Genomic DNA, 22,832 nt, shown 5'->3' with positions numbered 1-22,832 from the left:
AGAATACGTAGAAGCTATCCATGTCTGTGTACCAGAAAATTCTTAACTGGCTTGAAACAGAGCTTTTTGAAGGAAGACTGCACCTTGGGCAAAGCTTGCCCGACGATAGAAAACTTGCTGATATTATCCGAGCAAGTCACTCAAGTACCCGTGAAGCACTCAAATACCTTGAAACAATGGGAGTTTTGAGACTCTATGAGGGGAAACGGAAAACTATCATCGCTCACCTCGTCAGTGAACCGGCAGCCTCCGTCACCCCAGCCCTACGTCTACATATGGCAAGCTCACGTTACCCTATTCGTGATCTCATCCAAACACGTATTCTGCTTGAAACGTTCTCTATCGAAAACGCAGACCCAGCAAACCCTGCCATGGACGAGCTCGAACGCATCCTTGAAAAGATGCAATACGAGGGGACCACGCCCCACACCTTCCATCAACTAGAAGTAGATTTTCATATCGCTCTCACGAAACTCTCTGGTAACCAGCTCATAACAGGGCTTATGACGGCTCTGAGAACTTCGCTTACGGACTATCTACTCTCGATTATGGGACGTGTCCCTCTCTGGAGCGCGACAGCAACTCGACTACGCGCAGAATACCGTGCACTACTTGAAGCTATCCGATACCGTGACACAACGCTAGCGAAACAACTACTCATCGCCAATATTGAACGCCAATACACTGAGGCAAGTCTTGACCTCAATGAAGAAACCGCTGTTGCTCATGAATTACCAGGAACAGTGGTAGCAATGGAACCTATCGAAATTGATGATGATGACCTGATTCCCGACCACTGGGAAGAAGCTATCGCACCTTCGCTCATCGAAGCTCTTGAAAATGTTGGCACTACACCGGCAACTACTGCCGAAACAACGAGTCCACAGGGGGATACTGCCTCAGAGAATCTTGAGAGCGAACCTTCCCCTGAACAGCCGAAAGTTCAAAGGTGGACTCTTGCACAAGAGTACGCTAAAGAACAACGCAAAGATAAGGTTTCTGCCGAAGAACAAGAACTGGGAACTTCAGCTGAAGAGAACACCTCAATAAGTACCGGTGAAGAAAACAGCTCAGAGACTTCTGCGCAAGAAGAAACTCCCTCCCACCGCAAAACATCTGAAACAGATAACACCTCAACTGCTGAACAAAGCTCTGAGCATTCTTCTGTCGCTGCTGTATCAGAGGAGAAAAAATCTGTTGTCCAGAATGAGCCTCAACCACCTGTTCACAATGTTTTGCGTGCTCCAACAGCAGGACGTACACGTAAAGTACGAGGGACAGTAAGCGTTCCTGTCCACGCGACGGTTATCAAACCTATTTATCGCACTCCACACGGAGAACCCCCTGTCAAAGTGCGCAAAAATGGTGATACATCGTGGACCCAACCGTCATCAGATACCCTGCGAGCAAAGCCATCAGCACGAAAAGTTGTGCCAGGATCACACCCTCGCATCGAAGAACCACAAGAGCCAGCGCTAGAGACTCCAACATCTTCTGCAACAGAGAAGAAAGGAAACTTTATTGGGCGTTGGCTAGGTTTTGGGGTGCGTCCTGAACAAGGTCAATCTGCTGTCGAACACAACACGACAGAAGAACCCCAAAACACTACAGAACAACATTCTCACCAGCAGGGCACAGAGAACGAACCCGAAGAAAATACAGAATCTTTATCCTCCGATTCTGAAGCTCAGGTGTTAGCACCTGAAGGGTACGAACTAGCCTTTGAAGACGCCAAAGAACCTCAGATTATTGATGAGACCCCACGTCTTTCGCGAAAAGAGCAGCGTGCCTTAGAAGAAGAACACCTCGAAGAGGACTACCCTTCTACTTCTGAAGGATCCACTGTCGAAGAACTTCAAGAATCTGATGTTTCATCTGAAGAACCTGAAGTGAGTACTAAGGTCTACACCATCAACAAAAAAATTCAAAAGAAAAAGAAGAAGAAACGATAGCTTTCTCATCATCACCTAAAATCTGAGGTCTACATCTCATTCTTGAAGATGTAGACCCAGATTTTAGCTTTTTATCCGAGAAAATGTTCATGAATCTCGTTCAGAATGCGGAAAATTTCGAGAATGCTTGTACTCTATACAGAGAGCGTTTTCTTCCGTTCAGGCATTTTTATGCCTGAATTGGTCTTTAAGAAGCGTTTATACCGGTATAAACCGCGCCCGGATAGCTAACATCTCATATCTACGATGGGTAGAGATGCCGGGTATCGAATGTAAGTGAGGTGAATCCTATGGGTTCAGTTATCAAAAAGCGTCGTAAGCGCATGTCCAAGAAGAAGCACCGCAAGTTGCTTCGTAAGACCCGCCACCAGCGTCGCAATAAGAAGTAAGTTCTTATGAGCTTTATGTGCCTCGTCCTCAACTGCTAACAGTAGGGCGAGGCACTGTTTTTTAACAACCGCCAACCCCGCTCACAAACAAGAAACATCTATGCACGAACAACACTCCTCAACAACACCCATTGAGGTGACCTTATTGACCAAACCTGGTTGTCACCTCTGCGATAAAGCACGTCAGGTAGTCCACGACGTCACCACAGGTCTCGGGCTCACCTTCACCGAAATTAACATCGAGAACTCTCCAGAGCTCAAAGCCCGCCACGCCATTGAAATTCCCGTAGTGCTCGTCGATGGAGAAGTGAAAGACTTCTGGCAAATCAATCCACGACGCCTAGAGAAAATACTGCATCAAAAAATCTCCACAAAACATCAACACTAAGAGACAACTCACCACTTGTTCTGACAATTCACAGGTTACAGAATTGGGAATGAGACAAACTATTTGAGAGACTAGAATAATGAGCTCACTTCAGGTTAAAGTCCATCTTATGCGCCACGGGGAAGTAGAAAATCCTCAACGTATCGTCTACGGACGTCTACCCAACTACCATCTGAGTCAACGAGGACGCCAAATGGTCCGTTTGAGCGCCGAAGAATTCGCGCAGCGTGCTCATAACGGCGCAAATATTGTCTACCTTGCCTGCTCACCACTGACACGCACTCAAGAATCGGCAGAACCCATCACTGAACTGCTCGGATTAGAAGCACATCACGATCCACGTGTGATTGAAGCAGAAAACTATTTTGAAGGGCTACACGTCAACGCCCAAGAACTGCTCACGCACCCAAAACATTGGGCTAAGCTCTACAATCCGCTACGCCCCTCATGGGGAGAACCCTACCGAGAACAAGTCAAACGTATGGCACAAGCTGTACGCCAAACCGCTCAACACGCCTATGACATCGGGGGAGAGAACGCCGAAGCTATTATCGTCTCTCACCAACTTCCTATCTGGCTCGTCAGACGTAGCATCGAAGGGAAAACACTCCCTCACGACCCTCGAACCAGAGAATGTAACCTCGCCTCCATCACAACCTGCACCTTTAGCGACTTAGACGGTAAAGAACGCCCTCACATCAGCTACAGCGAACCTGCCGCAGCGCTCTACAACGGCGTCATACAGTTGCCTGGAACATAACACAGAAAATTTACCTGAACAGTTTTTGCGAATCCCCAGACATTGAGCACACTCGAAAGAACATCATGCTAAACCCTCACCAGAAAACACCGGAACAGCGACTTTCACGCCGTCACCTGCTCAGCTTCGGAGCGGCCGCCGGTGTACTAACACTGAACGCATGCTCATCGTCTGATTCTCTTTCTGCACAAGCAGACGCAGGAGACTCAAAAGGATATATTGCAGGGGATGGCTCTGTGACCGAATTTCCGCCAGAAAAACGAACCGAACCCGTCCACTTCACCGGAACACTCTATGACGGCACCGAAATTACGGCAGAATCCTTAAGAGGAAAACCCATCCTACTTAACTTCTGGTATGCAGGTTGCGCTCCCTGCCGAGCAGAAGCACCCGCTTTGGTTAAACTTCACAAAAAATTTGCTGACAAAGTACATTTTTACGGTGTGAACGTTCGAGATGAAAAAGCAACAGCAGAAGCCTTTGAACGCCGGTTCTCTGTCGAATACCCCAGCTTTGAAGACTCAACAGGAAAAGTGCTCTACGAACTCTCACAAGTTGTCCCCGCACAAGCCGTCCCCACCACCCTCATCATAGACACCCAAGGCCGTGTCACCTCACGTGTACTAGGACAAATTGACGAATCTATCGTGAGAACACTCCTTGAGGACGCCCAAAAATAGTGAACACTTTCGGAGAAATTATTATCGACGGGTCACTATGGTTAGCCATACCCCTAGCCGTCCTCGCCGGTCTGGTGTCCTTTGCCTCACCCTGCGTCCTACCCCTCGTACCGGGCTACATCGGGTACATGACAGGGCTGTCTGGAAACACCAAAAACATCAACACCAGATACGCCCTAGGGGCAGTGGCTCTCTTTATCCTCGGCTTCTCAACCGTCTTCATTCTTTTAAGCGTTGTCTTCGCACAATTAGGAGCAGCCCCATGGCTTCGAGGACAACGCTGGGTTGAAATACTTCTCGGAACTTTCGTCATTCTTCTCGGACTAGTTTTCTGGGGCAAAATCCCTTGGCTACAAAGAGAACGCAAACTTGTTCACTCTAAAGCACCCTCAGGCCTTTGGGGAGCACCCCTTCTGGGGCTAACCTTCGGGTTAGGGTGGGCACCCTGTATTGGACCAACCTTTGCTGCCGTACAAACATTGGTCTACCTTGACGGCGCAAATACGGCAAAAGCAATAACACTCACCTTTGCCTATTGCTTAGGTCTAGGCATCCCATTCTTCATCGTCGCATTAGGTATTCTCCGTGGAACACAACGCCTACGCTGGCTTAAACAACACCATCGACGTATCCAACAATGCGGAGCCGTACTACTCATCCTGATCGGAGCGCTCATGATTACTGGAGTATGGAATTCCATGATTTCTTGGATACAAGCCACACTACCTACCTACGAATTACCAATCTAAAACTAAGGGCACACTATGGGAGAACAAACAACATCTCAAGCACCCGCTCTTGGCGTCTGGGGAATGACAAAATGGGCGTGGACGCAACTTACAAAAATGAACACCGCACTAATTCTACTTCTTCTATTAGCAGTAGCAGCGGTTCCTGGGTCGCTCTTCCCACAACGAATACAAGACCCCGTTAAAGTCAACGACTACATCGAAAATCACCCCACGTGGGGACCTATCGCAGATAAAATCCAGCTATTTGACGTCTTCAGCTCCGCATGGTTCTCAGCAATATACCTCTTGCTGTTTATCTCTCTCATTGGATGTGTACTACCACGCGCCAAAAAACACTACCAGATGTGGCGCAAACCTCCAGTACGCACACCCAAGAACCTCGCACGACTCCCCATCCACCGCACACTAGAAATACCAGCTTCCCTCGAAGAACTCAGCGCACAAGAAGCCATCGATGATGCTGCCCGTATCCTCTCCCGCCGCGGATACAGAGTAGAAACCCACGTTGAAGATCAAGGACGCTACTCCGTCGCAGCAGAACGCGGGTATCTACGCGAAGTCGGAAACATTCTTTTCCACCTATCCATGATTGGTATCCTCATCGGCATCGCCATTGGTTCCCTACTGGGATACAGAGGACAAAAAATCTTGGTTGAAGGCGATACCTTTGTCAACTCTCTCATTAGCTACGATTCTTTTACCCCCGGTACAAACTACAACCCAGACTGGCTCACCCCATACTCTTTAACACTTGAAAACTTTGAGGTTCAATACGACAGACAACGCGAATCTGCCAGCTACGGTTCTGACATTGGTTATGAAGCAACCTTCAAAGTCAACGACCACTCTGGAGAACAACGAAACGAAACGCTCAAAGTCAACGAACCACTATCCATCGACGGAAACAGCATCAACCTTGCCGGCAACGGTTACGCACCCGTTATCAAAGTAACCAACCCCGACGGAACCATCGCTTTTGAAGGCCCCGTCGTAGGACTCACCACCGACCCTAAATACAACTCATCCATCGTACTTAAAGTTCCTGATGCACACCCCGACCAACTAGGTTTTGTTGGAATGTTCCTACCCACCGGAGGCTACAACAGTGCTGGAGTTCCTGTATCACTCGACGCTGGACCATATAACCCTACGCTCGTACTACAGTCTTACTACGGTGATTTAGGATTAGACGAAGGCGTCCCACAAAACGTATATATTCTCGACACTTCCAAACTCACCGAGATGAACTCGATGGCTCAACAAAACGGCATCATCCTCACCGCTACTCACACCGAAGAAAATCTGCCAGATGGACGAGGAAAAATCAGTTTTGAGGGGTATAAGCGTTATATTGGTGTAGACATTCACTATGACCCTGGAAAAGGTATTGTTTTCTGGTCATTTGTTCTAGCCTTCACCGGACTGATTATCTCGTTATTCGTCCCTAGACGTCGTGTCTGGGTACGTGCTTATCGAGACGGACAGAACCTCACCGTAGAATATGCTCTACTAGCACGAGGAGAAGACCCACGACTCCTACCGGAAGCTGATAAGCTCACAGAAGCTTTTGCTCGCTGTTGGGAACTAGAATTTAGTGAAGCAGAAGACACCGAAGCATAAAACACTTCACCCCCCATACCTGAAGGAAGAACTAGCAGATGATTAACGCATCCCTCGCCCAATGGAGCGAGCTGTTCATGTACATCTCAGCAATTATCTACATGATAGCGTTTATCCTATTCACCGCAGATGTTGCCTCTCACTCACGCACTGTCCGACAACTAGAACAACAGGACAACGCCACTGATCAACCCCTCGAAGCTGCCACAACAGCGCACAAACGCACCTCCTATATTGACAGCAGCGAGAAAGGCACGGGCGCTCGCGGGCTTGGCTATAAGCGCGCTGCAGAACGCAAACTTGAAGGTAAAGTTGCGGATAGCTCAATGCGTTGGGGTACTGATACGAGCCCCCGTCGTGCCGCTCGTATCGCAGTTGCCATCATGATTATCGGTGCGTTAGTTCATGCTATTGGTGTGGTGACTCGTGGTATTGCTGCTCACCGTGTTCCGTGGGGAAACATGTATGAGTTCTGTACAACTGGTGCGTTAGTTGTTTCTACCGTCTTTTTGATTCTTCTGATTTTCCGTGACGTACGTTTTGTGGGAATGTTGGTTTCGGGTCTTGCCCTTATTATGATGTGTGCGGCAACGATTGCATTCCCTACTCCTGTTGGACACCTCAAACCTGCCTTGCAGTCGTATTGGCTTGTTATTCACGTTTCTATTGCTGTTCTTGCTTCAGGCATTTTTACAATTACCTTTGCAATGGCTATTCTTCAGCTTCTGCAGTCTCGTCGTGAAAAAGAAATTATTGCTGGTCAGAAACCTTCAATGCCGTTTATGACGATGGTTCCTTCGTCTCAGACACTAGAGAATTTTGCGTTCCGTCTTAACACCGTTGGTTTTGTGATGTGGACGTTTACTCTGGCAGCTGGCGCTATTTGGGCGCAGAAAGCGTGGAGCCGTTATTGGGGCTGGGACGTGAAAGAAGTATGGACCTTCGTGATCTGGGTTGTCTATGCCGCCTATTTGCACGCTCGAGCAACACGCGGCTGGTCTGGTGCACCTTCTGCATGGCTCTCTATCGTGGGCTATCTATGCATCATCTTTAACTTTACAGTAGTTAATATTTTCTTCTCTGGTTTGCACAGCTACTCGGGACTATAACCGGTAACACCGTATAAGGTGTGATGAGTGTTTAAAAAGCTGTTGGGTTACCACTACTTACTTTTAGTGGTAACCCAACAGCCTTTTAACGTGCATTATGAGGACGTGGAGTCGTGAGAGCCCTCGTCGGGGTTTTCATCGTCAGCGTCTTGTATGGGGGTGGGGTTAGCCTTACCGTCTTTTTCTCTCATCTGACGTTTGGTACGTGCTTCAAGATATTTGAGGAACTCCTCATCATTATCGGGAGCGTTGGAAGAAACCTGTGAAGCGGCGTGTTTTCCAAAGAACAACCATAATAAGGCTCCAGCAAGCGGGAAGATAAGAATAGCTAAAAACCATACTGGTTTTGGGAAGACTTTAACCCGATGATTTTCCGTACGGATGCAATCTATTAAGGAATAGATGATGATGCCAAGCAGTAGGGCGATAGAGCCGATAATCATTATTGCGCGAACCATAGATATTAGTGTTCCATGGATAGCTGAACAATATCTACTTTATGGGGTGTGATTTTCTGGAAGAAGAAGATACCCTCAACCAGCTATCTTCTCTCAAAGAATTCTTCCTTAAACATTGCTACTTGTACTCCTGAGAGCTATCGAGGGTTTGGTACTGATCGAACAGCCAGAAAAGTTCGTTAGACTAGTGTCTATGAACCTGCTCAAATATACTCTTCTCCGTCTTGCCCTCGTTTTTAGTATTAGCCTGATTTGTGTTTGGGCACTTAAAATTGCGGTGCTACTCTCTATTATTTTTGCGCTTCTTATGTCTTTATCGTTGTCGTATCTGTTCTTCCCGAAGCTTCGTGAAGCCGCAGGGGTCGAGGTTGCACAACTGTGGGGGAAACTCTTTCCAACAAAGAACATTAAACATGAAGATACTCTCGTTGAAGATGAGTATGTAGAGAAGATGAAAAAATCACAGGGGCTAGATTTTTAGTCTCGTATGATGCCCTCATATTAGAAACCGGTAAAGGTGGGTGCTTCTACGGTGAATATATCGAGAGTTCCTAAATAAGCAGCAAGTACCAGAAGCAGGCTATATGCAAGAGTAACGAGCCCAGCTTGTTTGAGTACAGGGATGAGCTCTTTGCCGTGAGTCGGAGCTAGTACCACAAAACATGAGTGAAGTACCGGCCCGATGAGAATAAAAACCAGCATGTACCAAGGGTTTTCTGGTACGAGTATGAGAGTAATAGCTAGGGCACAGAGCATCTCAAGAACATAGATTCTGCGCGACCATTTCTGCCCAAAACGTACAGCTAGAGTATATTTTCCGCTTTCTTTATCGGTTGGGATATCGCGGATATTATTGGCCATCAATAATGCGCAAGAGAATAATCCAATAGATATTGCGCTCACCCAGCCGGTAGTACTTAAATGGGCGCTTTGGGTGAAGAGCGTACCAACTGTAGCAACAAGACCAAAATAGATAAAAACGTAGAGGTCTCCTAACCCCATATACCCATAGGGGCGTTTACCTCCGGTATATCCCCATGCTGCAAAGACAGCTGATGCTCCAATAGCTAAAAACCACCATTGTTGCGCGAGGAATACAAGGTAGAATCCAGCAATCATAGATAACGCAAAACAACTAAAAGCCGCGTATTTAACATGGCTCGGTTTCGCTACACCTGAACCTACCAGACGTAATGGGCCAACTCTTATCTCATCTGTTCCTTTGATACCATCTGAATAATCATTGGCATAGTTGACGCCTACTTGGAGAAAAAAGGCGACAAGAAAAGCAAGAAAAGCTCTGAACGGGTCAAACTTTCCTAATTCAAACGCTGCAACTGAACCGGCAATAATGGGTGCCACAGCTAGCGGCAAGGTGCGTAGACGCGCCCCCTCAATCCATTGAGCCGGAGTAGCCACGTATTATTCCTTTCTTGCGGTACAACATCTAGTGGTGCTAAAGCACCTCTCATTCTCTCATACTGAACGAAACAGGAGTTGTTCTTCTGCAATCCTTGGTGAAGAAAAAGTTATTGACCTTATTCTTCACGCAATAGGTCATATAGGGCGCCTCTATCCGGCTTGCCCGTAGGAAGTAATGGCAAACTATTGATGACACGAAGATATTTAGGACGCTGTGCAGGTTCTAGATTCTGGCATAACTGCTGCAATTGGGGAGATAATCGTGCCGGTGATTCTTCAGGGGCGTAAACGACGCACCCTACTGCTTGCCCCCATCGTCGGTGAGGAACTGGAAAAACAAAAGCAGAAACGACCGCAGGATGAGATTCTAAACATTGTGCAATAGGTGCGGGCGAAATTTTTACTCCACCGCTAATGATGATGTCATCGGCTCGACCGTGAACCTCTAAAAACCCTTGTGATAAAGAGCCAATGTCGTCGGTGCGGTACCATCGTGTTCCGTTGTTATCGCACCAAAAATGTTGCGCGGTACGCTGTGGTTGGTCAAGATACCCGTGTGCAATATGTTTGCCGCCTAACCAGATTCTGCCTACCGTATCTTCTGGATGCTGTGTTTCGATACGAAGCTGAGTTGATGACAGAGCACGACCGTTATAGACGCAACCGCCCGCTGTTTCTGCACTTCCATAGGTGGTGAATATCTTAAGCTGATACTTTTGCGCTTGTTCACGTAACGCGATAGAAGCTGGTGCGCCGCCTAGAAGAATACCGCAGAACCCTTGTAAGAGTTCAAGGAGCTCTGGAAACCGTTGTACATCATCAAGAAGCTGTTGTAACTGGGTTGGTACAAGTGACACCATCTTTTTCTCGGCTGTCATTGAGCGTGCACTGTTCAGAAAATCTTCACTGCTAAATCGTGTGTTGTATCTGATGGAATTGGTTACGATGGGGGAGGTCCCATTGAGGACGGAGCGAACGAGTACCTGTGCTCCGGCAATATAGTGCACCGGTAAACATAACAACCATTGTGAATACTGGCTACCGGTTGCTTCAGCTGTTGCTTGAGCAGAATGTAATAAGGCTGCACGACTGAGCATCGTGGTTTTAGGTGTTCCTGTGGAGCCTGATGTGCCCACTAAAAGCGCAATATCTTCTGGATTCTGAGGTTCTATGCTGAAGAACTTTTCAAAGAACTGGATGATATCTGCTGGTGAATGTGCTTGTGGACGCTGTGCATCTAAATGTAGAGATTGTGAGATATCGGGGTGCGGCAGATAAAACGGTTTTAAATGTGACGGGTCAAAACGGTTGGTCATAGGGTGTTCTCTACAATGCTTTCTACGCGTGTTGATATAAGAAGACCTCAACGGAGGCTCTGCCCCTCACAGAGCAGTGACAGAGCCTCCATTGAGGTATCAGATTAGAAGTAGTAAGGGTACTCTTCCCATCGTGGTTCACGCTTTTCTAGGAATGCATCTCGTCCTTCTACCGCTTCGTCGGTCATATAGGCTAGGCGGGTAGCTTCTCCTGCGAAGACTTGTTGTCCGAGCAGACCGTCGTCGGGAAGGTTGAACGCAAACTTGAGCATACGAATAGCTTGGGGGGATTGTCGAGCAATATGCGCTGCATATTCTAGCCCTTTACGTTCTAGCTCTTGGTGGGGTACAACTTCATTGACTGCACCCATCTCGTACATTCTTTGAGCGTTGTATTCTCGTGCGAGGAAGAAAATTTCACGAGCATTTTTTTGTCCGATTTGACGTGCGAGTAGAGCCGAACCATAGCCGGCGTCGAACGATCCGACGGTAGCGTCAGTCTGTTTGAACTTACCGTATTCTTCGGATGCGATGGTGAGGTCTGCAACGACGTGGAGGGAATGTCCTCCGCCGGCAGCCCACCCTGAGACGAGGGCAATAACCACTTTGGGCATGGTGCGGATGAGTCGTTGAACTTCGAGGATGTGGAGTCGTCCTGCGCGTGCTGGGTCGATACTTTCTGCGGTGTCGCCATCGGCGTAATGGTAGCCGTCACGTCCGCGGATACGTTGGTCACCGCCGGAGCAGAATGCCCAACCGCCGTCTTTGGAGGAGGGGCCATTTCCGGTTAGGAGTACCGTTCCGACGCTAGAAGTCATGCGAGCGTGGTCGAGTGCGCGGTAAAGTTCATCAACGGTGTGTGGGCGAAAAGCGTTGCGTACTTCTGGCCGGTTGAACGCGATACGTACGGCGGGGAGGTCTTTGATGTAGTTGCCGTTGTCGTCACGGAGTACTTGTCGATGGTAGGTGATGTCAGTGCAATCTTCGAAGCCTTCGACGGTGCGCCATTGTTGAGGGTCAAAAATATCAGATACGGTTTCGGGCAGTGTATAGGTCATGGGTTTAGTCTACCGTTGCGTTCTGTATCTTGGCTGGAAGATGAAGGACAAAGAACAGCTCAGGCGGATACCACTGGTGTTTAGTGGTACCCGCCTGAGCTGTATGGTGAGAAGTTTTAGTTCTTTGCTGCTAATGCTGCGGCGTCAAACTCTTGTTCAATCTCTGGGTTGGGTGAGTATGTTGCGTAGGAGATGACTACCGCAAATACGAGGTTAACGATGAAACCTGGAGCAATTTCGTAGAAAGTGCTGGAGAGAGATTCGTTGTTTCCCCAAATAAACACGGTGATAGTTCCTGCGATGAGTCCGGCAATAGCTCCCCAGTTGGTGAGTTTTTTCCAGAAGAGAGACAGTAAGACGATGGGGCCGAAGGCTGCACCGAATCCTGCCCATGCGAAGGATACTAGTTCGAGGATGGAGCTATTGGGGTTCCACGCGAGTATTGCTGCAATGATAGAGACAACGAGTACACCCATGCGTCCGAGCCATAGTCCTTTTGCTGCTTCGAGTGGTTTTTGTGTGACGACTCCGTAGAGGTCTTCGGCAAGGGCTGAAGAGCAGACAACGAGCTGTGAGGAGAGGGTTGACATGATTGCGGCGAGTACTGCTGCAAGAATGAAACCTGAGACGAAAGAAGGTAGCAGTATCTGTGACATATCGAGGAATACAGATTCTGCGTTTTTGGCGTCGGTGAGTGCTGCATCAGGGTGTTTTGCAAAGTATGCGATACCGATAAGTCCTGATGAGCAGGCTCCGATGACGGTGAGAACCATCCAGCCGATGCCGATACGTCGTCCTGCGATTGCGTCTTTCGGGGTGCGTAGTGCCATGAAGCGCACGATAATGTGTGGCTGCCCAAAGTATCCTAGACCCCATGCTGATGCGGAGAGGATTCCGATGAAAGATGTTCCTGCGAAGAGTGAAAGTGCGGTGGGGTTGACCGCTGAAATGGTTTCGTATGCTCCGCTAGGACCGCCTACATAGAATAGTGCCAAGATAGGCATGAGGATGAGCGCACCTAGCATGAGGAATCCTTGAACCATGTCGGTGTAGGATGCGCCGAGGAATCCACCAAAGAGTGTGTAGAGGACGGTAATTCCTGCGATGAGCAGCATGCCGATATGGAAGTCTAGCCCGAAGGATGAAGCGAAGAACTTTCCGCCTGCTACCATGCCGGAGGATGCGTAGAAGGTGAAGAAGATGAGGATGATGAGGGATGAGATGATACGTAGGAGTTTGGTGTTGTCTCGTAGTCTGTTGTGGAAGAAGACTGGTACGGTAACGGAGTTTCGAGAGATTTCGGTGTAGCTACGTAGTCGTGGTGCGACAACTTTCCAGTTGATCCATGCGCCGATGGTTAGTCCGATGGCAATCCATGCTTCTGCTAGTCCTGCGACGTATAGTGCGCCGGGTAGACCCATGAGGAGCCAGCCTGACATGTCGGATGCACCTGCGGAGAGTGCGGCGGTGGTAGGGGAGAGGGATCTGCCGCCGAGGACGTAATCATCGAGGTTGTTGTTTTTAGTTTTTGCCCAGAGCCCGATGGCTATCATGCCGGCGAAGTAGATGACCAGCGCGGCAATCTGGAATGTAGTGTTGCTCATTGAGGAGCCCCCTAGAGAATTGGGTATGTGATGTACGTAATAATAGCGGTAGACCTGAGTGGTTAACAGTTCACCTGTAGGTGTTCGGGTCAAATTTACTGTTAAGAATAACCGAATAGAACATTTAAGAAAAACTTATTTTTAGTATATGAGAAAACGCGCTGACCCCTTGCCAAAAGTCAGCGCGTTGACCCTACTCTTCGAACAACCTAGACCTATTTGAGGTCTTTACTAATCACTGGCAACTGCTGAGTACGAGTAGAAACCACCACATCAAGTATCGCCGTATTAGCCGAAATCCTAATAGCTGACTTATTCGTCTGCCAGACCAATAACGCACCAGAACACGCAATTAAGACGATGCCAACATACGCCCAAATAGACAGTACCTGACCCAAAAGAAGCGTCCCAATAATTGCGCCATTCACCGGATCCAAACTAAACAACACACCAATAACCGCCGGTGAGGTAATACGACCAGCAATTGCATCAAAGGAATACGTTACGACAACGCCAAGGAAGCCAACCATGACCAATAAGAACCAGCCATTGAGATCTACTCGTGAAAATGACGGAGCAGACCACGGAGTCAATAACAACGCTGAGAAACAAATAGATAGAGATAAGCCTTTGAGCCCACTTACCGCAGGAGAACCTTTAGTGCCAAGATGAGCAGATAAGAACGTGTACCCACCCATGCACGTTGCACTCATCACCGCAAAAAGATAGCCAATAAGATGGCTACTTTCAAAAGTAGGCCCAGCAATAAGCGCAACACCAATTAATGCACCTAGAGAGATGAAACTATCTCGAACACGTTTAACACCTAAAAGGGAAATAGCAAAAGCGCCTAGATATTCGACGGTTACTGCAATTCCTAATGGAATATAGCTAACCGCCATATAAAAACTTCCGGTCATGAGCGAAACAACAAGACCGTATAACAACACTTGTGGCCAGTCAGAAGCTTTAAGCGCAAATGGGTTAGGGCGAACAATCAAAAAGAGAATGACTGCCGCAACCGCCATACGCATTCCCGTGACCGCAATGGGTGTGAAATGCTGGAAAAGGTCTGAAGCGAAAGCGGTAGACACTTGCAGACTGATTGAGCCGAGCATCACGAGAGCTAGAGCAGCAGTTCCGCGGTGCTCAGAGGGAATTTTTGCTGCTAGGGCATCTACGGTGAACTTAGCCAATACCACTATCCTTTCACAAACGGGTCAATAACAACCCAGGGCTGCTGACGTATCAGCTGGGGGGAAAATACTGTGAGCATCTCTGAAGCATTCTTTGGCAAAAGACCACCATGCTGAGGGTCTAACCGCGGAAGCGGAATAGAAGAAGCAATGAGTCGTCCAATCTCATCGATGCTCACACCTTGGTGATATAACTCTGAGACAGTAACAGCGCCATCTCGTTTTGCAAGGCGCTGACCGGCACTATTGAGCGCTAAAGGAACGTGTGCGTACTGCACAGGAGAATATCCTAAAAGCTGCGCAAGATACGCCTGTCGTGGGGCTGAAGGAAGTAAATCATCACCTCGAACAACCTGCGTTACCCCTTGAAAATCGTCGTCAATTACTACCGCTAGGTTATATGCAATAGTTCCATCGTTGCGCACTAAGACAAAATCATCAACTACACCTGTGTATTCTCCGTAAAAAAAGTCATGAACCGTATATTGAGAGCATTGAGAACGTAACCTCAATGCGGGGGTACGCACCTCTCGTCGGGCAGCACGCTCATCATCTGAGATGGAGCGACATGTTCCGGGGTAAGCCCCTGGGGCAGCATGCGGAGCAGTGGTTGCTTGCTGAATTTCTTTACGAGTACAAAAACACTCATAGACCAGATGCTGTTCTTTAAGCTTTTCAACCGCTTGAAGATATGCCTCTTGGCGTGTGGACTGGTAAAGCACCTCACCGGTATAGGTAATACCCAATTGAGCAAGGTCGTGTAGCTGTCGTTGAGCAGCTCCTTCACGAACACGATCAAGGTCTTCGACACGCATGACCATATCTCCGCCTTGGCTATGAGCCATAAGCCACGCTAAAAGAGCGGTTCGCAAGTTCCCTAAATGTAAATCTCCAGAGGGGGAAGGAGCGTACCGTCCGCGTATAGGGGGCGTTGATGTTGTACCTGTTGAAGGAAAATTGCCGAAGTCTATCACGGTCTATATCGTATCTGTCTTATGAACAATTGGGGGCAAAGCCTCATAAAATGCTGTGAGATGTATTGCGACATGGCATTTTATCGGTATAGAACACAGCATATATAGCATATTGCAAGTACCGTAGAACACATGGCACGTACAAATGAAATATCAGATGGTGTGTACCTTATCAGCACGGATAATTACCGTCTGAACTCGGGTCTCATCGTCGGTGCGGAAAAAGCTATGCTCATCGATACGGGAGCAGGCCCCCGTCAGGGAGCAGAGATTCTGCGTGCTGTTCGACGCATTACCGAACTTCCTCTGACGATTGTGAGCACACACGCTCATTTTGACCGTTTTATGGGAAACGCTGTTTTTGAGGCTGATGGTGCACAAGATTTTTGGGCGCACCCTCGAGCTGCACGAGCTATTGAACTTTATGGCAATCTACAGCGTTCATATGTTGAAGTTCTTGAACCAGAGATGGCTCATCAAGAAGGACCTAATACGCATCTTGTGGTTCCTCAACGACTCTTACCGGGAGACGGAACCCGCGCTTCATTTACTCGAGTTGAGTTAGGTGATCGTGCAGTAACACTCTTCTATTTGGGACTGGCACATACTGATTCGGACGTGTTGGTCGGTGTAGATGACGTTCTCTTCACCGGAGACGTCGTAGAACAAGGTTCTGACCCCGCTTTTGACGACTCTTACCCGCAACTATGGGTATCGACTCTGCGTCATTTAGCTGAGCTTGATAGATATCGAGTATTTGTTCCCGGCCATGGTATCCCCGTAGAACGTACCTTTATTGTTCGTATGGCAGATACCATGCAAGATGCAATTGACCGTATTAAAGGTTCTGCCTTAAATACGAGTGCTGGCGTGGCTACTGCCGCAATGTACCAGCTACCGTATTCTGGCGGGGCAACTCGTATTCTTCTTGACCGTATGAAGTGGTTAGAAAACCAAGAAGATAAAGGTCGAGGTTTGAGCCAAGTGACTTTTGATGACCACCCAAGTGGTCTAACCGGACCTATTACGACCGGTCGTAGCTTATAGTCCTTGAGCATATAGCTCAAATAGGTGGGGTGGTACAGAACTCTAATGTTCTGTACCACCCCACCTATTTTAGTAAGTCCAGACTTTAGTGTAATAGGGTGAGCGTACTTTATTCTGCGGTCTTAAAAGTGCAACAAGCCATGAAGTGCTAAAAGAGATGACGGTGAGAATCATGCAGGTTGCGGCACTGAGAGCACAGCCGGGGAATGGCGAATAGATCGTGATAGCGTAGAGCGCCAAAGAACAGAACCCGAGGAAAAACCCGGCAATATTTAATAAGGGGATAAGAATGAGCCCGCTACGTTGAGTGTTGCTCATATCAAGTTCTTCGGAACGGACAAAACGTAGAATTGCTAGACCAATCACCGTCCAGAGGGATACCAAGAGCACCGCTGTGATGACGTCTGCTGGTCGATGCCAACCGTTGACGATGGTAGAAAATCCTGTGGCTGTTGTGAGGATTGCAGAGATTAAAGCCACGAGCGGACGAAGTTTTTTAGGCGCCGCTAAGAAAAGGGCAGAACCCGCGGCTGCCGCAACGGTGGTATGCCCTGACGGGGCAGAGTTGAGGACCGCTTCTTGGATGCCATAATCCGGTTTGGTGATGAGATGGTATTTGAGTAGATATGCTGAGATATAGGAACAGATGGCAATGCTAAGACCTATCAGCGAAGGTACAAAACGATGTTTCCAGATAATGACGAAGAATAGCCCGATGACAGCGCTGATTGCGGCAACGGTTGGAATGAAGTTAAGTATTCTTTCGGTAGGTTGCTGGTAATCGGTGAGTTGGTAGGAGAACTCTGTAAAAGAAATTTCGTCTAAGCGTTGGCCAATTCTGGTTTTGATGAAGAAGTAAAAAAATCCAATGAGTGCACTACCTAGAAGAATGAATACAAAAAGATGTTGCACCATTGCCCAGAATGTGGGGCGTGTGCGCCGTAGGTTGCTGGGTGTGAGTTCTCTGAGTGCTGATGTGTTGAGGGCGGGGGATTGTTCTTTGGAGTGCTGTGGTACTGGGGTGGTTGGTAGAACCTGAGTTATCTGATCGCCATGATGCGGTTGGCGGGGCTGTTCTTCTCTGTGCATAAGAGTGCGTGAACTGCCTTTCTGCTGGTCTACGGTGTGGTCAAGGTGTTTGAGAACCACCATTATTGTTGCAGAAAGTTTTGAAGTTTTCCTGACAAAATGGTGTGCGTTTCATAAAGCCTGTTCCTAGGTGAGGGTTTATCGGAATACTTGGTGGTCGATGGGGCATCTGATGGCAGGCCTTGGTGCTTGTACGAGTTAGATTATGGTTGTCGGCGATTAGCTATGATGGGGGATACGGAACTGTTGTCTTTGGTATAAGAAGTGAGCTTTATGGAACCCTCTTTATCGTCTTTATGGAAGATGGATACGTTGCCACAACTTTCGGAGGTGCTTGCTCATAGTGTTGTGGTGCAGATACCGATGCGGGTGAAGTTTAGAGGTGTTCATTTCCGTCAGACAATGTTGTTTGAGGGGGAGTCTGGCTGGGGTGAGTTTGCACCATTTGTGGAGTACCCACCAGAGGAATCTGCGCATTGGTTGGCTTCGGCTTTAGAGTCTGCGTGGTTAGGTTTTCCTGAGCCGATACGTTCTGTTATTCCGGTCAATTCGACTCTTCCTGCGGTGGATGCTGAGCAGGTTCCTAGTGTTCTGGAACGTTATCAGGGTGATATTCGTGAGGTCAAAATCAAGGTTGCGGAGCGAGGGCAGAGCTTAGCTGAGGACATTGCACGAGTTAGTGCTGTACACCGGTATGCTCCTGATGCGCGTTTAAAAGTTGACGCTAACGGTGGTTGGACCCTTGAGGAAGCGTTTGAGGCAATACAACGTCTTGAAGAGTTTGAGCTGTTGTATGTGGAACAGCCTGTTGCGTCGGTGGATGAGTTGGTGCTTCTACGTGATCGTTTGAAGGCAGCTGGTATTAGTACACTCATCGCTGCTGATGAGTCGGTGCGTAAGGCACAGGATCCTTTGTATGTAGCGGAGCGTGGCGCTGCTGATGTTTTGATTCTTAAGGCGGCTCCTTTGGGCGGCGTGCGACGTGCCCTCAATATTTGTGAGCAGGCTGGGTTGCCTGTGGTGGTCTCTTCGGCTTTAGAAAGTTCTGTGGGGATTCGTTCTGGCGTTGCGTTGGCGGCTTCTTTGCCGGAGCTTCCTTTTGGTTGTGGGTTGGGGACAGTGTCTTTAATGTCTGCTGATGTTACGCGGGATTCATTATGTGCTCGTGACGGGATAATTCCTGTGCGTGATGTTGAGGTGGACGAGAGGCTCGTTTCTTCTGTGCTGGTGGATGATGATACCCGTCGTTGGTGGCATGAGAGAGTTCGTGCTTGTTATCGGGTGATAGAGGAACGTTTGTGACCCAACGGCGTCTTATATGACAATGATGTGAATAAAGTCACCATATTTTTTGGGTGTTTATTTTGATGATGTATAAAAGATAAAAAATCCTTGTTTTTAATAGCTACAGTATTTTATTTATCTGTCTGATATTTTTCGTCAAGGTATCTTGATGTTGATGTTTTAGCTCTAATCTGAAAGATGTGAATGCTCAAGATGGCAGGTGAAGGCTTTTTGTTTTCTTTAAGATTGCAACAAAATCTTATAAATGGGGGACAAAAACAGTCTCATATTTGCAAAATCTGACACTTTTGTCCCCATAGAGGTCTACAGGTGGGGGCATAATTGTGTTACTGTGGTTTTCGCAAGATAAATGCTTCACGGCAAAGAGGTCTTGGACGCATTCGAAGTTGGATGCCCCCAAATACCAGCGCCAATGCGTCAACCACGATATTAGAGGTAAAGAAAATGTTTCTATTACAGTCTTCCCCTAAAACCATAAAATCACACTCAGTAAGCACCAAACTCGTCAAGAATTTCAAACAGATTTTCATGACCCCTGAACTCACTGAAGAAGAACGCTGGGACCTCTATTACGACTACTCTGCGGTAACAGCCAAAACTGCCTCTTCATAAGGCAATAATGGCAACATTATCACGAGCACTTTAATGCATGATGAGGGGTGCTTTATTAAAGTAAAGGAACTTTAATAAAGCACCCCTCATGTAGATTAAAAACCTTTCTACGCATCAATCACTCCACAATATTCTCCATAAAAACTCAACTTTTCGCGCACTCTCACTAGAGACAGTAGAATAGCAACGTGACTTCAGCTGACGACAATGCTCCCATCCCAGAATCGCTTATCAGCGCAATTTCTGTTCTCGACTCGCTCGTTCGCGCTGGCATGGAACATATCGTACTCTGCCCAGGCTCACGTAGCGCTCCCCTTGCCTATGCTATTGCTGCCCTCGAACAAGAGAACATTCTGCGTGCCCATATCCGCCTTGACGAACGAAGCGCCAGCTTCCTCGCGTTAGGAATAGCGAAAGCAACACAACGCCCAGTCGGTATCGTCACAACATCAGGAACGGCAGTAGGAGAACTGCTCCCTGCAATGATGGAAGCCTTCCATAGCGGAATTCCTCTCCTCGCGTTAACAGCAGACCGGCCTCAACAGCTGCGTGGTACTGGCGCTAACCAAACCACCTACCAGCCCGGTATTTTTACCTCATTTGTACGAGCACAAGCAGACCTCGCCGCATATCCAGAGTCGCCGGCGGGAGAACAAACTCAACAATTCTCAGAAGTTCTTGCCGTACTCAGCGGACGAGACCCAGAAAATTGGAATCACTCCTCTAACACCCCTATCGGGCCGGCACATATCAACCTTTGCTTTGATACTCCGCTGACTCCACCTGCCGGTAGCGCGCCACTTTTGACTCAATGGGCTAACAGCCTCAAAAAACGTCAAGAATATATCTCTATCCCGCGCAACGACACCACCCTAGAATCTTTCCTGTCAGAAGATTATCGACCACACAACTCCTATAAAACAGTTGTGATTGCAGGAGACGGGGCTGGCCCTATTGCTGAACAATTTGCGAGAAAGCTTTCCTTGCCTCTGCTAGCTGAACCATCTTCACAAGCCCGCTATGGCGAAACAGCTATTGAGGCATACCCGAAGGTCCTTGAAAGCTCATTAAGTGAAGAAATAGAACGCGTCGTTCTCTTCGGGCACCCGACTCTGACCCGTCAAATCGCTGCGTTGCTTCATCGTCAAGACGTTCAACGGGCCGTATATATGAACGAGCCTGTTAGCTGGTGTGAACCCAAAAAACGTGATGAGACAATCTGCACAACCTTGATGGAGCTAGCAGAGTTCTCAGGGTACGGTGTCGGGCAAACCGTTCATAGCTCTCAAAGTTGGCTGTATCGGTGGAAAGAATCTGGCAGAGAGTTTCGTCAGCGACTCATAAAAGACCTTGAAAGCTACCGCCATACCGGAGAATCTGACCAACGGCTAAGCGGAATGTCTTTAGCACTCGAAGCGTGGGAAAATGCTCTCGAACATCATGAAATCCTTGTTTGTGGTTCTTCAAATATTATTCGTGACCTCGACCTTATTGCACCGAGTAAGTCGCACGCACCCCGCGTGTACGCCTCTCGTGGATTAGCTGGAATTGACGGAATGGTCGCTACTGCAAGCGGTATTTCTCTGGGTGGGTACGGGAGAGATACCGAGTATTCGTCCTCTGAATCTGCTGACCCCGTGCGCCTTATCTGCGGAGATTTAACCTATCTCTATGACGCGTCCTCTTTAAACATCGGCCCACACGAGCTAACTCCTCGGCTGCATATTGACGTTCTTGACGATTGTGGGGGCGGTATTTTCGCAACCCTTGAACACGGAACGCTTGCGCAAGATTCTGCGTATGCTCACACCGTAGAACGATTCTTTAGAACACCTCATCGTGTTCGACTCGAAGACCTCGCTCATGCTTATCAACTTCCCGAAGGAATGAGCGTCACTATCCATCATGTGGAGGACTCATGGCAGGAACACATCAAGGGCAAGCCCTCTTCTTCAACGGACTAACAGAATTACTGCAACCGTCAGAACATAAGGGGAGAGCGCAAAAAATTGTGGATGCCCAAGGTGCTAGTGTGACGCTTCTTGAGCTAGCACCGGGACAACGTTGGAAAGAACACCACAGCGTTCACCCTATTATTGTGCAAGTACTCAAAGGGCACGTACGCTTTACTGTTCGTGGGCAGACCCGCACATTATCTCCCGGGCAGGTGATCCATCTGACGGATCACCTTCTTCACCAAGTAGATGCCGATACTTCAGCAACAGTGATGGTCATTATGCTGACCGGCGAGAACCCTGACCCAAAAGTTCAGGTTCCCGCCGAACAGCTATAAGATTCAGCAGCGGCTCTTTCTTATCGTTATTGAGGGCGAGCCTGCGTCGGGTGAAGAACACGAGATAAGAAGTCTTGGGTTCTCTCTTGCTGTGGAGCGCCAATAACCTGTGAGGCTGGGCCTTCTTCGACGACTACACCTTGATCCATAAAGATGACGCGGTCCGCAACATCTCGTGCAAAGTCCATCTCGTGGGTTACGACCATCATCGTCATACCTTCTTCAGCAAGTTCTCGCATGATGGTGAGTACTTCGCCGACGGTTTCGGGGTCCAAAGCTGAGGTGGGTTCGTCAAAGAGTATGAGCTGAGGGTTCATCGAGAGGGCCCTAGCAATAGCGACTCGTTGCTGTTGCCCACCGGATAATTGCTCGGGGTATCGCTGTGCTTTATCTGCCAGACCAACTTTTTCAAGGTTTTTAAGTGCGATGTCCTTGGCTTGTTGTTTGTCTCGTTTAAGAACTTTTTGCTGTGCAACAGTACAATTTTCAAGGACTGTCAGATGAGGGAAAAGGTTGAATTGCTGAAAAACCATGCCAACTGTTTGTCGTAGTGCGTTGATATCAACGTCTGGACTCAAGACGTTGTGCCCAGCAACAACGATGGTTCCTTGTTCAGGAGTTTCGAGAAGGTTAACGCATCGTAATAGCGTTGATTTACCAGAGCCTGAAGGGCCAATGAGGCAGAGAACTTCTCCGGGGTGAACCTCAAGGTTGATGCCTTTGAGGACTTCTACAGCGCCATAGGATTTGTGCAGGTCAGAGATATGAACTGATGATGCGGGGTGTTGGGTCGTCATAGTAATCTTTC

At 48.2% G+C, this 22,832-nt stretch carries 23 protein-coding genes; 14 read left to right on the top strand and 9 right to left on the bottom strand.

Going from position 1 to position 22,832, the window contains the following annotated elements:
- Positions 1-20: 20 nt before the first annotated feature.
- From ACN08Z_RS00185 to ccsB, 8 genes are all read left to right on the top strand, one after another.
- Positions 21-1,952 carry a FadR/GntR family transcriptional regulator gene (locus tag ACN08Z_RS00185; RefSeq protein WP_419102635.1) on the top strand — a complete coding sequence of 644 codons (1,932 nt, stop codon included), beginning with the start codon at positions 21-23 and terminating at the stop codon, positions 1,950-1,952.
- Positions 1,953-2,242: 290 nt separating this feature from the next.
- The gene (locus tag ACN08Z_RS00180; RefSeq protein ID WP_005504750.1) at positions 2,243-2,341 is read left to right on the top strand and encodes a 30S ribosomal protein bS22; all 99 of its coding nucleotides are present in this window, start codon (positions 2,243-2,245) and stop codon (positions 2,339-2,341) included.
- A 100-nt stretch (positions 2,342-2,441) separates the two neighbouring features.
- Positions 2,442-2,729, top strand: coding sequence for a glutaredoxin family protein (locus ACN08Z_RS00175; protein WP_419102634.1), 288 nt, complete (start codon positions 2,442-2,444; stop codon positions 2,727-2,729).
- Between the two features lie 76 nt (positions 2,730-2,805).
- Positions 2,806-3,489 carry a histidine phosphatase family protein gene (locus ACN08Z_RS00170; RefSeq protein WP_419102827.1) on the top strand — a complete coding sequence of 228 codons (684 nt, stop codon included), beginning with the start codon at positions 2,806-2,808 and terminating at the stop codon, positions 3,487-3,489.
- 65 nt (positions 3,490-3,554) lie between these two features.
- Entirely contained in the window at positions 3,555-4,169 is a 615-nt protein-coding gene (locus ACN08Z_RS00165; RefSeq protein WP_419102633.1) for a TlpA family protein disulfide reductase, read from the top strand.
- Positions 4,166-4,918 (top strand): cytochrome c biogenesis CcdA family protein, encoded by a 753-nt coding sequence (locus tag ACN08Z_RS00160; protein WP_419102826.1) that lies wholly within the window; start codon positions 4,166-4,168, stop codon positions 4,916-4,918. The genes ACN08Z_RS00165 and ACN08Z_RS00160 overlap by 4 nt, the downstream gene beginning before the upstream one ends.
- Positions 4,919-4,933: 15 nt before the next feature.
- Positions 4,934-6,541, top strand: a complete 1,608-nt coding sequence (resB, locus tag ACN08Z_RS00155; RefSeq protein ID WP_419102632.1) for a cytochrome c biogenesis protein ResB — start codon at positions 4,934-4,936, stop codon at positions 6,539-6,541.
- Positions 6,542-6,579: 38 nt separating this feature from the next.
- The gene (gene ccsB / locus ACN08Z_RS00150) at positions 6,580-7,650 is read left to right on the top strand and encodes a c-type cytochrome biogenesis protein CcsB (protein WP_419102631.1); all 1,071 of its coding nucleotides are present in this window, start codon (positions 6,580-6,582) and stop codon (positions 7,648-7,650) included.
- Between the two features lie 95 nt (positions 7,651-7,745).
- Here the strand turns inward: ccsB and ACN08Z_RS00145 are convergent, their stop codons facing one another.
- Positions 7,746-8,108, bottom strand: a complete 363-nt coding sequence (locus tag ACN08Z_RS00145) for a PLD nuclease N-terminal domain-containing protein (RefSeq protein WP_419102630.1) — start codon at positions 8,106-8,108, stop codon at positions 7,746-7,748.
- A 193-nt stretch (positions 8,109-8,301) separates the two neighbouring features.
- On the opposite strand from ACN08Z_RS00145, the gene ACN08Z_RS00140 reads away from it, so the two are divergent.
- Positions 8,302-8,589, top strand: coding sequence for a DUF4229 domain-containing protein (locus ACN08Z_RS00140; protein ID WP_419102629.1), 288 nt, complete (start codon positions 8,302-8,304; stop codon positions 8,587-8,589).
- A 20-nt stretch (positions 8,590-8,609) separates the two neighbouring features.
- Here the strand turns inward: ACN08Z_RS00140 and ACN08Z_RS00135 are convergent, their stop codons facing one another.
- From ACN08Z_RS00135 to gluQRS, 6 genes are all read right to left on the bottom strand, one after another.
- The gene (locus ACN08Z_RS00135; protein WP_419102628.1) at positions 8,610-9,527 is read right to left on the bottom strand and encodes a 1,4-dihydroxy-2-naphthoate polyprenyltransferase; all 918 of its coding nucleotides are present in this window, start codon (positions 9,525-9,527) and stop codon (positions 8,610-8,612) included.
- Positions 9,528-9,646: 119 nt separating this feature from the next.
- Complete coding sequence (locus ACN08Z_RS00130) at positions 9,647-10,846, bottom strand: AMP-binding protein (protein ID WP_419102627.1); 1,200 nt, start codon at positions 10,844-10,846, stop codon at positions 9,647-9,649.
- Positions 10,847-10,950: 104 nt separating this feature from the next.
- Complete coding sequence (locus ACN08Z_RS00125; protein ID WP_419102626.1) at positions 10,951-11,904, bottom strand: 1,4-dihydroxy-2-naphthoyl-CoA synthase; 954 nt, start codon at positions 11,902-11,904, stop codon at positions 10,951-10,953.
- A gap of 116 nt (positions 11,905-12,020) precedes the next feature.
- A complete protein-coding gene (gene putP, locus ACN08Z_RS00120; RefSeq protein ID WP_419102625.1) occupies positions 12,021-13,508 on the bottom strand; it encodes a sodium/proline symporter PutP in 1,488 nt (495 codons plus the stop codon).
- A gap of 215 nt (positions 13,509-13,723) precedes the next feature.
- A complete protein-coding gene (locus ACN08Z_RS00115) occupies positions 13,724-14,704 on the bottom strand; it encodes an EamA family transporter (RefSeq protein ID WP_419102624.1) in 981 nt (326 codons plus the stop codon).
- Positions 14,705-14,709: 5 nt separating this feature from the next.
- Complete coding sequence (gene gluQRS, locus ACN08Z_RS00110; RefSeq protein ID WP_419102623.1) at positions 14,710-15,678, bottom strand: tRNA glutamyl-Q(34) synthetase GluQRS; 969 nt, start codon at positions 15,676-15,678, stop codon at positions 14,710-14,712.
- A 132-nt stretch (positions 15,679-15,810) separates the two neighbouring features.
- Here gluQRS and ACN08Z_RS00105 point away from each other — a divergent pair, with 132 nt between their 5' ends.
- Positions 15,811-16,725, top strand: a complete 915-nt coding sequence (locus ACN08Z_RS00105) for an MBL fold metallo-hydrolase (protein WP_419102622.1) — start codon at positions 15,811-15,813, stop codon at positions 16,723-16,725.
- Positions 16,726-16,794: 69 nt separating this feature from the next.
- On the opposite strand, the gene ACN08Z_RS00100 is transcribed toward ACN08Z_RS00105, so the two are convergent.
- Positions 16,795-17,877, bottom strand: a complete 1,083-nt coding sequence (locus tag ACN08Z_RS00100) for a phosphatase PAP2 family protein (protein ID WP_419102621.1) — start codon at positions 17,875-17,877, stop codon at positions 16,795-16,797.
- 210 nt (positions 17,878-18,087) lie between these two features.
- Here ACN08Z_RS00100 and ACN08Z_RS00095 point away from each other — a divergent pair, with 210 nt between their 5' ends.
- From ACN08Z_RS00095 to ACN08Z_RS00080, 4 genes are all read left to right on the top strand, one after another.
- Positions 18,088-19,116 carry an o-succinylbenzoate synthase gene (locus tag ACN08Z_RS00095; RefSeq protein ID WP_419102620.1) on the top strand — a complete coding sequence of 343 codons (1,029 nt, stop codon included), beginning with the start codon at positions 18,088-18,090 and terminating at the stop codon, positions 19,114-19,116.
- Positions 19,117-19,563: 447 nt separating this feature from the next.
- Positions 19,564-19,731 carry a hypothetical protein gene (locus ACN08Z_RS00090; RefSeq protein ID WP_419102619.1) on the top strand — a complete coding sequence of 56 codons (168 nt, stop codon included), beginning with the start codon at positions 19,564-19,566 and terminating at the stop codon, positions 19,729-19,731.
- Between the two features lie 188 nt (positions 19,732-19,919).
- A complete protein-coding gene (menD, locus tag ACN08Z_RS00085) occupies positions 19,920-21,695 on the top strand; it encodes a 2-succinyl-5-enolpyruvyl-6-hydroxy-3-cyclohexene-1-carboxylic-acid synthase (RefSeq protein WP_419102618.1) in 1,776 nt (591 codons plus the stop codon).
- On the top strand, positions 21,650-22,024 hold the full coding sequence (locus ACN08Z_RS00080) for a cupin domain-containing protein (protein ID WP_419102617.1): 375 nt from the start codon (positions 21,650-21,652) through the stop codon (positions 22,022-22,024). Before menD ends, ACN08Z_RS00080 begins: the two co-directional genes overlap by 46 nt.
- Positions 22,025-22,050: 26 nt before the next feature.
- Here ACN08Z_RS00080 and ACN08Z_RS00075 read toward each other — a convergent pair whose 3' ends face one another.
- Positions 22,051-22,821, bottom strand: a complete 771-nt coding sequence (locus tag ACN08Z_RS00075) for an amino acid ABC transporter ATP-binding protein (protein WP_419102616.1) — start codon at positions 22,819-22,821, stop codon at positions 22,051-22,053.
- Between the last annotated feature and the right edge of the window lie 11 nt (positions 22,822-22,832).

This window comes from Rothia sp. P7181, from assembly GCF_048513015.1.
GTDB lineage: Bacteria > Actinomycetota > Actinomycetes > Actinomycetales > Micrococcaceae > Rothia.
The sequence above is the reverse complement of the archived record's forward strand: the minus strand, read 5'-3'. Positions and strand labels throughout refer to the sequence as shown.

Bases quoted from the DNA above. Each gene is read 5' to 3' on its own strand.
- ACN08Z_RS00185 (WP_419102635.1), top strand. From the start codon at position 21: ATGTCTGTGTACCAGAAAATTCTTAACTGGCTTGAAACAGAGCTTTTT.
- ACN08Z_RS00180 (WP_005504750.1), top strand. From the start codon at position 2,243: ATGGGTTCAGTTATCAAAAAGCGTCGTAAGCGCATGTCCAAGAAGAAG.
- ACN08Z_RS00175 (WP_419102634.1), top strand. From the start codon at position 2,442: ATGCACGAACAACACTCCTCAACAACACCCATTGAGGTGACCTTATTG.
- ACN08Z_RS00165 (WP_419102633.1), top strand. From the start codon at position 3,555: ATGCTAAACCCTCACCAGAAAACACCGGAACAGCGACTTTCACGCCGT.
- resB (WP_419102632.1), top strand. From the start codon at position 4,934: ATGGGAGAACAAACAACATCTCAAGCACCCGCTCTTGGCGTCTGGGGA.
- ccsB (WP_419102631.1), top strand. From the start codon at position 6,580: ATGATTAACGCATCCCTCGCCCAATGGAGCGAGCTGTTCATGTACATC.
- ACN08Z_RS00145 (WP_419102630.1), bottom strand. From the start codon at position 8,108: ATGGTTCGCGCAATAATGATTATCGGCTCTATCGCCCTACTGCTTGGC.
- ACN08Z_RS00140 (WP_419102629.1), top strand. From the start codon at position 8,302: ATGAACCTGCTCAAATATACTCTTCTCCGTCTTGCCCTCGTTTTTAGT.
- ACN08Z_RS00130 (WP_419102627.1), bottom strand. From the start codon at position 10,846: ATGACCAACCGTTTTGACCCGTCACATTTAAAACCGTTTTATCTGCCG.
- ACN08Z_RS00125 (WP_419102626.1), bottom strand. From the start codon at position 11,904: ATGACCTATACACTGCCCGAAACCGTATCTGATATTTTTGACCCTCAA.
- putP (WP_419102625.1), bottom strand. From the start codon at position 13,508: ATGAGCAACACTACATTCCAGATTGCCGCGCTGGTCATCTACTTCGCC.
- ACN08Z_RS00105 (WP_419102622.1), top strand. From the start codon at position 15,811: ATGGCACGTACAAATGAAATATCAGATGGTGTGTACCTTATCAGCACG.
- ACN08Z_RS00100 (WP_419102621.1), bottom strand. From the start codon at position 17,877: ATGGTGGTTCTCAAACACCTTGACCACACCGTAGACCAGCAGAAAGGC.
- ACN08Z_RS00095 (WP_419102620.1), top strand. From the start codon at position 18,088: ATGGAACCCTCTTTATCGTCTTTATGGAAGATGGATACGTTGCCACAA.
- ACN08Z_RS00090 (WP_419102619.1), top strand. From the start codon at position 19,564: ATGTTTCTATTACAGTCTTCCCCTAAAACCATAAAATCACACTCAGTA.
- ACN08Z_RS00080 (WP_419102617.1), top strand. From the start codon at position 21,650: ATGGCAGGAACACATCAAGGGCAAGCCCTCTTCTTCAACGGACTAACA.
- ACN08Z_RS00075 (WP_419102616.1), bottom strand. From the start codon at position 22,821: ATGACGACCCAACACCCCGCATCATCAGTTCATATCTCTGACCTGCAC.